The sequence below is a fragment of the Tolypothrix campylonemoides VB511288_2 genome (assembly GCF_045999855.1).
GTDB classification, from domain to species: domain Bacteria; phylum Cyanobacteriota; class Cyanobacteriia; order Cyanobacteriales; family Nostocaceae; genus Scytonema; species Scytonema bouteillei_A.
The window spans coordinates 1-12,186 of record NZ_JBFPMW010000019.1; the positions used below are offsets into that span (position 1 = coordinate 1).

Here is a 12,186-nt window from a genome sequence, read left to right on the forward strand (position 1 = left end):
CAGGGGAGTCAGTTATCAGGGTGCATCTACCACTACATTGTTCTTAGATTAACCAGGGCATCCGGATAAGTAGTAAAAAATCAAGGTGTTATTTATCTCACTAAAAAAAAAGACCCCTACTAGCTAAAAGCTAGCCAGGGGAGTCAGTTATCAGGGTGCATCTACCACTACATTGTTCTATTGGTAACTACCCTATCCGGAATTTTTTTCCCGAAACAGGTAAAAATTGTTGATTGAGTAGAAATGAAACTTTACCAACCCTTCTCTCAAATTTCATTTGAGTCATCTATTACCAATACGGTATTTTCATGTACCGTTAAAGAACAGCCTTAAAAAGTGTTGCAGGTCACTACCACTTTTGTAAAACAGCAGTCACTTCCATGGACGGCGTCAACTGTATCTATAACTTTGGAGAATAATATGATATGCAAAGCACAGCAAAACCCGTAAAGGGTGTAGGTTTGAGTCAGGGGAGTTAATTATTAGGGCAAATTAATTGTTAGGATGTCTCCGGATTGTTTTCCGTAGATTATAGCCTTGCCTTCATCACATCTATTTCGTTGCATCAACCATCGCATCAACCACTAAACTTTTTAGGCAAGGTAGAGGGCAAAGGGCAGAAGGGAAGAAAAAGTTTAAGGTATTCCCTTTTGCTTTGCCTGAAAGGCATTTTTAATTGGATAGGGTCTGAAGCGCCATCCAAGTGCTTTCGGACTCCTGTTTTCTTCAAGAAAACACAGAAAAACTCCCAAAAGGCTTTGATTAGCTTCATGGGAGCTCGCGATCAAGGTGCATCTACCACTATGAATGTTCTGGGCGGAACTTATAAAATCCGGATAAAGTTAAAAAAGGAGGTAGAATTCACAAACTTAAGAGCCAAAACTACTTCACTTGTAGAAATGTAGTCTTGGTCTCAAGGGAGGAATTTTCTCTCCTTTTTACCTCAGATAACATTGCACCTACTGCAAACCCATTTCTTAGTTGCATGGAATACAGTATGAATTCTGCTCTATGAAATATGAGTTTTCATGGGTTAGATTATGTTAAGCGGAACAACCTGAATCAGAAACATTCAGTGGCGGGATGCATCTAAGGTATCAGAAAGAGCGAAACATCGACTTGAAACTTTCGCGTTCCAAACCAGATTTAGGAGGCAAGCAGGAGAAGTTGTGACCCAGGAATTTCACATTTCCGTAACCCCAGTAGGGCAAAATGACTACTTGGTGCGGACGGAACAAGTCGCGCCTGGGGTGCCATTGGCAGAGGAACTGGTGACTTGGCCTGTAGCTGATTGGTTGACGGCTGCAGGTCATTTGATGAACGACCCATTAAAATTAGTGCTCCAAGGAGATGCGATCGCAAGAAACTCCATTAACTTGGTAGCGTTGGGTCAACAACTGTATAACGCACTGTTTCAAGGCACTCTCAGAGATAGCTGGATTACCGCCCAAGGAATTGCTCAGAACCACCAACAGGTACTGCGCTTGCGCTTGGGATTAAAAGATACCAGGTTAGCTCGCCTGCCATGGGAAGTCATGCATGCAGGCGATCGCCCCATAGCTACTGGTTTATACATAGCATTTTCTCGGTACCAAAATGCGTCTGGTGGTACTTCTCGTTTGCCGACAACAAGTATGCCAGTACCACCCTATGAGGAGAGTGGTATCAAAGTGTTGATGGTGATTGCTTCACCTACAGACTTAGCTCGCCTGGATTTACTCAAGCAAGAAGCTATTAGACTGCAAGCAGAATTGCATCGCAGTGTCAATGGAGACATTCCACGCATCCGATTAACCTTGCTAGAGCAACCGGGGCGAGAGGAACTGACACAAGCCTTAGAACAAGGAAGATACCACGTTCTACACTACTCCGGTCATAGCAACCCAGGTCCAAATGGTGGAGAAATTTACTTAGTCAGTGGTAGAACTGGGTTAAAAGAAACCCTAAGTGGCGATGACCTAGCAGGTTTACTCGTTAACAATCACATACAAATGGCAGTGTTTAACTCCTGTCTGGGAGCATACGCCGCCACCACCGATCCTTCAGGAGATACGGGCGAACGAAATCTAACAGAAAGCTTAGTCAAACGGGGTATAAAAAGTGTTTTGGCAATGTCAGAACGCATACCCGACGATGTAGCGCTTACACTAACACAATTGTTCTACCGCAATCTCTTGCTGGGGTATCCCGTAGATTTATGTGTCAGTCGAATGCGTCAAGGGCTCATTGCAGCTTACAGTTCCCATCAAATGTATTGGGCATTACCGATTCTGTATCTTCAGCCACAATTTAACGGCTATCTCAGTCCGGGAATGCACCCAATTCACAACGATGAGTTAATTGACGAGTTTAATTCCACTGCTTTAACGACGACAACAAGCCCAATTTATCCAGATACGGCAAATGATCCCGATATGCCGTTACCAATTGAGGAGATAATGCCTCCTCTAGCCAGGGAACCCTCAGAATTGGACTGGCTTGACGATCTTGCTGATGAAATTGAGTATGACGAGCCAACCTATGAAGAAGACTCTGCCATAGTTTCCGACTTATTCCGCCAAATCGATCGCCAACGGGCTGAGTCCGAAAACTCGATGACCGCCGAACTCGTGCAAGACTTCGGTGAAGACCGTTTTGATGAGAATGAAGTGTCAGGAGAGATAGCATCCCTAGAGAGCGATCTTGGGATGTGGGAAGAAGTAAGAGCCGCCGCCGCATATGGCAGACAACAAGGTACGGGGCGTCGCGAATTACCCTCCTCTAATGCTGGGTCCTCAGAAACACCTCTAAGATTGGAAGGGAATTGGGATCGCTTACAACTTCCCCCATCAACTGAAACAACTGTTTCATCACAACAAACTGAGCTAAAACAGCAGAAAAAACATAACCCCTTGGGTATAGTTGGTATCGCTGCTACGAGTGCTCTTGTAGCGGTTTTGGGTTTTAATTTGTTGTCAAAAACTCCGTTACCTGGCTTAATGGTTCCTTCCCCATCTCCACCAGGCTTCGATATTACAAAGGCAGAAGTCGATGATTTGACCGCCCATGCAAATGATAGGTTGAGCAAAAGTGATTTAGATGCAGGGTTGAAAGCAGTGGAAGAACTGCTCAATCGCGGCGCACTTCCCGATGCTGAAAAAATCCTCGGTCTCATTCCTCAAGATCGAGCCGATAATTCATTTGTTAACTTCCTTAAAGGGAGATTGGCATGGCAGTCTCTACGACGGGGAGACAAGAAGTACAGTTTAAATGATGCTCGGCGTTTTTGGGAAAGTGCCGTGAAAGAAGCCCCTCAGTCACCCACTTATAAAAACGCTTTAGGATTTGCCTACTATGCACAAGGAAATTTGATTCAAGCTAATGACGCTTGGTTTAGGGCGTTAGACGTAGCGGTTAAAGAGCAAAAAATGTCTGCGACTCCTCTTGCAGACAATGATAAGAACGAAAAACCTATCCCAAAAGACGCTTTAACAGCTTATGCTGGATTAGCCCTTGGATTGTATAAAACAGCTTACCAACAACCTCCTGCAAAACGGCAGCAGTATCTTAGTGAAGCCATTAAACTGCGGCAAACAGTTGTAAGAGAGGATTCAGTGCATTTCCAACCTGAAAAATTGCGTCAAGATTGGATGTGGACAGATAAAGCCATTCAAGATTGGCAAGCTTTGCTTCGGCTGAAACTGAAGGGTCCCGTTAGAAGAAGTAGTTAACAACGACTCACAAAAATGATTTATTCATTGCAATTGCTTCAAGGTTTTTACCTTGAAGCAAATTGGTTTTTGTATTTAGAATACTAGAGCCTACAGCATTTTATCGTTTGTGAAGGTGCCCCAATACTGTGTGGGTTCGCATATGAACCCACAAAACCCTAATCTCAACTTGCGTTCGACTTATCTTAGTGCCATTCTGCTAACGGAAACCCAGTATCAGGCAATTAAAATTTGCGCTACTAAGAAAGGGATGAGCATCAAAGAACTAATGATTTCTTTTATTGAACAGGAGTTGGAGAATTAATGTAATAATTAACATTATTACATTTGTAAATTTTAATAAAATTACAGACTTATATTTTTACAAAAGTAATCAAGATGGTAACAGTGTTATGCCTATAAACAGTCAAGTTTCGGAAATTCTTCGTCATTTTGAGGAAGCTCACAAAGAAGACATCGAGGTAATCACCCAGGTTCTGGCGAGAATAACAACTCTTAGTCCTGAGCAAATTAAGCCATACCTTGATACGATGCTTGAGCGGTTAGTGAAACCACAAACGGAGCGTCCTTTGTATGAGACTGCTACTCCTTTTGAATTGTCGCAAGCTTTTCGGGAGTGGGCAGATAGCCACGATCGCAATACACCACTTTTATCCGACTATGCTGTCAGCCGCGAAAATATGTACTCAGACGAGGAGTGAAGCGTGGCCTTTCTTGTAGACACAAACCTACTTCTGCGTAGCGTTGAACCATCTCACCCCATGTATGGGGATGCAAGTAATGCCATCGCCACTCTACTATTGCAAGGCGAGCAGCTGTGCATTGTCCCACAAAACTTAATAGAGTTTTGGAATGTTTACACTCGGCCTGTAGAGAGGAACGGCTTGGGACATAGCGCAGCTGAAGCTGAAGTTGAAATTAAACGCTTAAAGGCATTTTTCCCTCTACTACTAGATACCGAAGTAATTTACCAAGAATGGGAAAAGCTTGTAGTAGCTTATGCTGTCAAAGGCATAAATGTGCATGATGCCAGACTTGTTGCGGCGATACTCGTGCATGGCTTAACCCATATACTCACATTTAACACCGAAGACTTTACCCGTTACTCCGAAATTATAACTGTTCATCCCACAGCTACAATATCTTGACTTTAGCTAAACGGGAGTAAAGTCATGGCACGTCGAATCACTTTTACCTTTCATTTTCCTTAACCAAGCAGTATTGGAAGATGTCCTCTCCCGCCCTCTTAACAAAGTGTACGGGCGAGGACGCGAATAGCACGCTCAAAGTGCGACGCGGAGACAGAAGGAAGCAAAGACGCGGAGAAATTAGATAGATTACTCCCTTTTCGCCCGAAGATTACCTATTTAAATGAACCGAACTCGACGCAAAGAGCAAGGAAGTAATAGGAAAAGTAGTTCGGTAATTTTCTAGCGGCAAAGGAGTAGAAAGAAGAAAAAGTGTTTGGGTGGTGAAATACTATAACGGCTAGGATTGGAGTAATTCTTCACCACGGCGATAAAGTTCGCGAGCATAATCAGTCCAAGTGCCTTGTCCCCAGTAACGAAAACAACTTGTCTGCAACAATAAGTTATACAGCAATGCTTTTTGATACTCAGAAGTTTGTGTCAATGAAGGATTTTGCTGTACGAGTGGATCGTATTTTTCATGAAATAAAACACTCAATTTCTTCATGGGATCTAAAACATTTTCGTAACCTTGAATCCAACTTAAATGATTCGTCCAAGAAGCACCATCCATATGAAATTGTTGGTCTGTTTCTCGAGCGAGTGCGATCGCCTTTTCCACTGCTTCTGGCGTAACATTATCTGGATTGACATGCTGCCAAATTTTGTGTTGCTGTACAGCTTGACAAGCTGGATAATCGTCTGGATTAGCACCTGCTGCTTCAATCAACTCTAAATATTCAGTTCCATTGAGTGCAACTGTTCCTGAGTCATTTCCTCCCGAATCGCGAATTTCGCGATACACCCTAAAGACATCACGGGGATATTCATTCATCATAACGCCCCCATTTTCCCCATCAGCAATTTGAGTCACTAAAGAGGGAAACGTTCTATTTCCAATTGACTGCTGATTTCTACCTTTTGCCTCAAAATAGGGCTGCATCTGCGCCACTAATTTTGTATCCGAACCTTTGGTTTTAATTAATGCAGTGATACCAATCGTTTCCCCGTAAGAATTACGAGCAACCAAACGATTGGGAATATATTTATCATCATGTTTCAGCCCCGAACCATCCAAACGCTCTACGGAATGCTCTTGAACCATTAACCAACGATATCCACACTCTTTCAACGCTTTAATATACTCAAACAGCGTATCTGGATGATTTGGCAAGTGCATTTCTGGAGGAGAGAAACCTTTCACTCGCGCTAGGGCATTATAGCCAAAAATAGCTGCAAAGTGATGTTGCCACGCTTGAATGTGAAGTTTAAGATCGGGAATAGGGGTAGAAGGAACAACGGCATGGCTCCACATTGTTCCGAGCCACTCCACGTAAGGCTGGTATTGAGGATCGCAGGTGATACGCTTGAGATTGTTAAGAACATCATCTCTTCCCATTTGTCGCAATCCCCATAACAAATTACCCGAGTAGTCGAGCATAATTCGAGGATTGCAGCCTTCAGCAATCATTTGAGGAATAAAATCTCCCATGCGCTTGTAGCACCAAGCAAAAGGTTCTGCGTTATGGTTATCTCCTTCATGGGGGTGTTCAAACATATACTGGAGATTGCTAATAAGTTCGCCATTGACACCTGCTGGGATAGTAGGTTGGTGCATGTGAAGGGCGCAAGCAAATCCAGATGCGATATTTTCCAATCGGATATTTGTAGTGTTTAAAAATACAGGTTCATCCTTTTGAACGACTGAGCTAATTTCCGACTCCCAACCACAAATATTTGGTAATCCCGAGCGTAATTCTTCCAAAATTGGCAAATTCGCCGATGGTGCTGTTATTGGCATGAGACTTTCCCGTATACTGTGGTTTTTACGATACTTTCTATTCTGGCTTAAAACAAAAAAGTTCGCGATTAACTGAAAAAAAATTTAATCATGTTACGCTTATGAGCTTGTTAGTAGTTAGTGGTTAATTGTTAGTAGTTAGTTGTTAGGTTTCCAAGAAACACTAATCACTAACCATTAACCACTAACCAATAACTACTAACCTATTAGGAGATAAATGTGATTCAAGATTACTCAACAAAATGGTGGGCAGCATTTACATGTATTGCTTTTCTTGAAGCAGTCTTGCTCATGATGTTACTTTCCGGACAAGCTTCTATACAACTGCTCATAGCGATTGTTATTATCGCAATTTTACTATTTTTAATTCCTCGTCTTGATGAGGTTATTTCACTAACTTTCGATCGAGGCAAGATAGATGCAAAACTCAGTACGCTTGGCAAAAAAATTACAACTGCTAAGTCAAGAACTGATAAATTTCTTTTGCTATCAATGCCTAAATCAATGTATGAAACTCTTAAGAAGATTGATGCTGGTAAATTTGGTCAGTATAAAATGACCGAGCGTTTGGAAAGAGAACTTTATCACTTGCGGGATATCGGTTATGTAGAGGCAGAAAGAATACGCGATATTCCCTATGAAGGTAACAATCTTTCAGAATTTGTGATGATTACAGATTCTGGCAAACAATTTCTCGATCTGCGTGAAAGCATTGAGAAAGATGGGAATAGTTAATGGAACGTAAGTTCAACTGATATCTCATTAGACTCCACTCTAACCCTCCCCTTGTAGAGGGCTACGGTGATGTACACAGGTCTTCTAAAGTGCATTTTTGCAGTTTCGTTCCCCCCTAGCCCATAAATGGGGAGGAAAGTCAATTCCAATTCTCTCTTTTGACGATGTTTTATATCTTTTCTAGAGATCTGTATACACCGTAGCCTTATAGAAAATAAAGCAGGGCGGGACTTTCCCACCCTGCACCTATAGGTAATTAAATGACATTGAAGAAAATATTATACAGATTATGCTGTTGTTGAGCTAGCGTCTAATGTTTTGCTTTCACCAGAAGAAGGTAGTTCTCCCAGGTTAATCTTAACAACGCGATTGCAGACTGCTTCAACTTTGGGCAAGGTAAGAGTTAGAATACCATCGCGATAGTCAGCTTGCACTTTGTCATTTTGCACGGGAAATGGCAAGTTAATAACTCTTTGGAATTTGCCATATCGGAATTCAGAGTGCAAAGGGTTGACATTATTTCCATTTTGGAAAACCTTGCGTTCTCCACCGAGAGAAGTAGCGTCACGTGTTACGTGTACATCTATGTCTTGAGGGGCAATACCGGAAAGTTGTGCTCTAAAAATCAGATTATCACCTGCATCAATCAACTCAACAGCCGGACTCCAAGAAGAAGTGGAGGAGGTATCGCCAGCTTGTGAGCTTAACTCGTCAAAATTATCTTAGTGCAACGTGCTTTGTCCAAAGCGTGTTACCAATTCCTCACGGGAAGAGGTGAGCAAAAGGTTGGCGACTTCATCATCCGGCAGTTGGGTTAGTGGCTCAACGACAGATGAAAGCTCTTCGTCAAGAACACCAAATCGGCTCTTGAGCAAGCTCTGAATTAAATTTTTGGCTTTTTCGTGTTGTCCTTCAAGTCGTCCTTCAAGTCGTCCAATGCGCTCAATGCTGCTAATGTAGGGCATTTGATTTTCCTCCTCAAATTGTCTTAGTTCGTCCCGCAAGGTAACTTCCAACGGTTCCGGCAGGCGCATCATGCTATCCAGCACCAGGAATATATTGATGATATCTTGTCGGCTATACCCGCGTCTGTAAAGACCTTTAATCAGGCGCAGTTTCCATTGAAATCGCTCTGAGGCAGCTTGGGTCGTAGCCTGGGTTTTGCGATGCGCCATCACTACCACAGCGAACGGGTTATTGCTCGATTCCAGCGTTTCCCAGGTATAGTCTAACAATTTGATGACGGGAAACCGCAGTTGCATAGAGCAGCCCCATCGCCCGTAACCATATTCCTGGGGTCGCCAGTTGGGTTGAGAGTCTCCCAGCACGGCTAGACTTACCACTTCTCGACCATAGCGGTCAAAAATTTTATAGTTATAGGTAAAGATTCGTTTTGCAAAACCGCTGTCCGTTTGGCTTTGGATTTCGATATGCAACAGCAGCCACGCTTCCTCGCCGTCTCTGAGCCACACCTTAAGCAGCTTATCAACGAAGCGCGTGCCAATTTCAGCATCCCGGATAATCTGGGTAAACTCTTTGTCAAGGAATTCGTATCCCCGCTCCCAGGCGATCTCCCGATGTGCTTCTGGGAAGAAGAAGGCAACGAATGGCTCAAAATACTGTTCAATCGCCACTTTCCACGATTCGTCGTAATTTGCAGGAACGTTGGTTTCTGGTTCCGTCATGCCGTTAGAGTCAATACAGTCCTAAATGTTACTAGGACGTTTTACCACAAGACTTCGCCACCTTCAACAAATCCACGCTATGTTCCGTAAGGAACGTGGCAGAAATAGACCTCATCGAATGTAATTTTTGAAAAAAAGAAAATGAAGCGATCGCAAGTTTTGGAAATTATTGCCGCACACCGAGAGCAGTTGCAGGCAATGGGTGTAAAATCGTTGGATTTATTTGGCTCAGTAGCGCGAGATGAAGCTAAGGCTGGCAGCGATATTGATTTTTTGATTGAATTTAATCGTCCTGTAGGATTATTTGAGTTTATTGAAGTGCGACTTTATTTAGAAGATTTATTAGGGTACCCTGTAGATATGGGTACATTAGATGCTCTGCGAGAAAACTTTAGAGAACCTGTTCTTGAGGATATAATCCGTGCCTTCTAGACAATGGCAATTTCGGATTCGAGATATTGTGGAAGCGATCGCAGCTATTTAGAAGCGTTCGTGTCGGTGAGACATCTTTTAAAGATTTTCGAGAGACAGTGATAGAGTCTGAACGGACTGAAGAATAGGAATGTGAACTTTGAGATTGCTGAGTGCGATCGCACACGAAGGGCTTAACTGCCATTGTGAAGTAGAGACTTGCAAATCTTTAATTAACCCGCTACCGATATCTAAGACCCAACCATGAACCAACGGTGCTTTTTGTTCGTGAAGTGCTTTACGCATGATGGAAGTTTGGTACAGATTTTTCACTTGTGCCATTACATTGAGTTCTGCTAGGTAATTCAAACGATCTTCTGTTATTGGTAAAGCATCAATTTCGTCTTGTTTTTGCAAATAGAGTTCTCGTATTGGATTCACCCAATTATCAATAATTCCTATTGTTCTTCCTTCTAACGCCGCTTTGATTCCACCACAGCCGTAATGACCGCAAACAATAATGTGTTCGATTTCAAGATGGTTTATTGCGTACTCAAGAACAGCTAAGAAGTTAATATCTGTGAGAGAGACTTGATTGGCAATATTACGGTGAACAAATAATTCTCCAGGTTCTGTACGTGTAAAATTAGTTAAAGGCAAACGACTGTCAGAACAACCAATGTAGAGATAGGGTGGTTTTTGTCCCCGTGCTAACTCTTCAAAATAAGTAGAGTTTAGAGCTAGCTTTTCAGCAACCCAAGCTTGGTTGTTTTTAAGAAGTTCATCAATGCTGTGATACTTCATTAATGTCTGATGCAAGAGGTGAACTTACTACATAGTTTGAAATAGAAAAAAGGGTTGCAGGCATCTTCATTCATAAAACTTCGTATTATCTAAAAAATAGATAACAAAGTTCATTAATCTCTACATTTTCATAATGAGAAATTAATCCCTATAGTGCTATGTAAACACCAGTCTTCTTTTCTTTTTTCTAGCCTCCAGCAACTCCTGTGAAGCCCGTGTTCTTTGCGTCTTAGAGGTTCATTTTACAAATAATAAATGATATTAAACTAACATTCCAGCAATACAAGCAGTCATAAAACCTGCAAGCAATCCCCCAATCATCGATCTAACACCCATGCGAGCTAGATCGTGTTGGCGATTTGGTGCCATTCCGGTAATTCCACCAATAGTAATGCCGATAGATCCAACATTAGCAAAATTGCATAACGCGTAAGTAGCAATCACGATCGCACGTTGAGAAATTTGACCTTTCTCGATTAAAGTCTTTAAATCTAAGTAAGCAATGAATTCATTAAGAATAGTCTTTTTACCTAACAACGCTCCCACTTGAGCGCAATCAGCCAAAGGCACACCCATCAACCAAGCCACAGGAGCCATAATAAAAGATAAAATCCATTCTAGTGAAAGTTGCGGCAATCCAATCCGTGTCCCCAACCATCCAAGTAATGCGTTGACTACAGCTAACAAACCCAAGAAAGCAATAATCATCACTCCCACATTAACCGCTAACCTGACGCCTTCAAGCGCCCCTGAAGTCGCAGCATCAATGACGTTAACAAAATTTGTTTTGACTTCTACCCTCACTTGTCCCGCAGTGTCGGATACTTCTGTTTCTGGGTAAAGTAATTTCGCAACAACCAAAGATGTCGGAGCTGTCATAAAAAAAGCAGCTATAAGATGTTCTGTTGGTAAACCGAATGATAAGTATGCTCCCAATGTCCCACCAGCCACCGTAGCAAAACCACCCGTCATCACCGCAAACAGTTCTGATTGTGTCATTGTTGAGACATAAGGCTTAACTATCAAAGGTGATTCAGTTGGTCCCAAAAAAACGTTACCCGCACAAGACAAAGACTCAGAACCAGAAGTTTTCATGGTCTTCATCATCACCCAAGCCATACCAGTCACTACCCACTGTAGAATCCCGTAATGATACAGGACGCTAATGAAAGCAGAAAAAAAGATGATTGTGGGCAGAATTTGAAATGCGAACAAGTGATCTTTATAACTCTCGCCAAAAACAAACTTTGCTCCCACGTCTGAAAATGCTAAAAAACTGCTGACCACATCACCTAAAGACTTAAATGCTGCCAAACCACTAGGAGTTTTCAAAATCAAGAGTGCAAATACAAACTCCAATCCCAGTCCCCATGCTACTGTTCGCCAACGGACAGCACGACGATTGACAGAAAAAGCGTAGGATATCCCAATAAAAACAAGTAGTCCCAAGGCAGAAATTGCGCGTTCCATCATTTCTCCCAATATTTCTCCCAAAAAGGAAAGGCACCGCTCTTAACCTTGGTCACAGAGTATACACAAAATAGACGTCAGAGAAATGCCAGAAATTAATAAAAATTATGTAATGAATGAAAATCAGCAACCAGCAATTTGGTTTAAAAAAGCTTTTGGCTGTCTCTTTAATACGGAAAAGTCTCAATCGCGTACATTGATTTGTTATATCAAGTGCCTGACCTAATGCATCTGTATACTCTGCACTTACAAATTGTTACATAGATGTTGTATCAAGTTAAGTAAACGCTGATTTATCCTGAAGAACTGTTCCTACTAAAGTAAATCTGTAACAGAAATTACGGAAAAAAGGCTCAAATGTAACAAATTATGCTTGACGTGGG

The 12,186-nt window shown here is 42.2% G+C and carries 10 protein-coding genes; 5 read left to right on the forward strand and 5 right to left on the reverse strand.

Annotated features, from left to right (window positions below):
* Positions 1–1,169: 1,169 nt before the first annotated feature.
* The 3 genes from hetF to AB0756_RS36650 all read left to right on the forward strand — a co-directional run bounded on the left by hetF (position 1,170) and on the right by AB0756_RS36650 (position 4,858).
* On the forward strand, positions 1,170–3,710 hold the full coding sequence (hetF, locus tag AB0756_RS36640) for a cell division protein HetF (protein ID WP_038106001.1): 2,541 nt from the start codon (positions 1,170–1,172) through the stop codon (positions 3,708–3,710).
* A 392-nt stretch (positions 3,711–4,102) separates the two neighbouring features.
* Entirely contained in the window at positions 4,103–4,411 is a 309-nt protein-coding gene (locus tag AB0756_RS36645) for a hypothetical protein (protein ID WP_050045631.1), read from the forward strand.
* A gap of 3 nt (positions 4,412–4,414) precedes the next feature.
* Entirely contained in the window at positions 4,415–4,858 is a 444-nt protein-coding gene (locus tag AB0756_RS36650; RefSeq protein ID WP_038106003.1) for a type II toxin-antitoxin system VapC family toxin, read from the forward strand.
* Positions 4,859–5,198: 340 nt separating this feature from the next.
* Here the strand turns inward: AB0756_RS36650 and AB0756_RS36655 are convergent, their stop codons facing one another.
* Positions 5,199–6,698 carry a glycosyl hydrolase family 57 gene (locus AB0756_RS36655; RefSeq protein WP_050045630.1) on the reverse strand — a complete coding sequence of 500 codons (1,500 nt, stop codon included), beginning with the start codon at positions 6,696–6,698 and terminating at the stop codon, positions 5,199–5,201.
* 219 nt (positions 6,699–6,917) lie between these two features.
* Between AB0756_RS36655 and AB0756_RS36660 the strand changes: the two genes are divergently transcribed.
* Complete coding sequence (locus tag AB0756_RS36660) at positions 6,918–7,433, forward strand: hypothetical protein (protein WP_038083055.1); 516 nt, start codon at positions 6,918–6,920, stop codon at positions 7,431–7,433.
* 287 nt (positions 7,434–7,720) lie between these two features.
* On the opposite strand, the gene AB0756_RS36665 is transcribed toward AB0756_RS36660, so the two are convergent.
* Complete coding sequence (locus tag AB0756_RS36665; protein WP_237265913.1) at positions 7,721–8,083, reverse strand: Hsp20/alpha crystallin family protein; 363 nt, start codon at positions 8,081–8,083, stop codon at positions 7,721–7,723.
* Positions 8,084–8,155: 72 nt separating this feature from the next.
* Positions 8,156–9,118: an RpnC/YadD family protein gene (locus AB0756_RS36670; protein WP_038083056.1), complete on the reverse strand. Its 963-nt coding sequence runs from the start codon at positions 9,116–9,118 to the stop codon at positions 8,156–8,158.
* A 141-nt stretch (positions 9,119–9,259) separates the two neighbouring features.
* Here AB0756_RS36670 and AB0756_RS36675 point away from each other — a divergent pair, with 141 nt between their 5' ends.
* Complete coding sequence (locus AB0756_RS36675; RefSeq protein WP_038083057.1) at positions 9,260–9,550, forward strand: nucleotidyltransferase family protein; 291 nt, start codon at positions 9,260–9,262, stop codon at positions 9,548–9,550.
* A gap of 78 nt (positions 9,551–9,628) precedes the next feature.
* On the opposite strand, the gene AB0756_RS36680 is transcribed toward AB0756_RS36675, so the two are convergent.
* Entirely contained in the window at positions 9,629–10,333 is a 705-nt protein-coding gene (locus AB0756_RS36680) for a carbonic anhydrase (protein WP_050045629.1), read from the reverse strand.
* A 261-nt stretch (positions 10,334–10,594) separates the two neighbouring features.
* Positions 10,595–11,803: a NupC/NupG family nucleoside CNT transporter gene (locus AB0756_RS36685; RefSeq protein WP_038083065.1), complete on the reverse strand. Its 1,209-nt coding sequence runs from the start codon at positions 11,801–11,803 to the stop codon at positions 10,595–10,597.
* Positions 11,804–12,186: the final 383 nt, after the last annotated feature.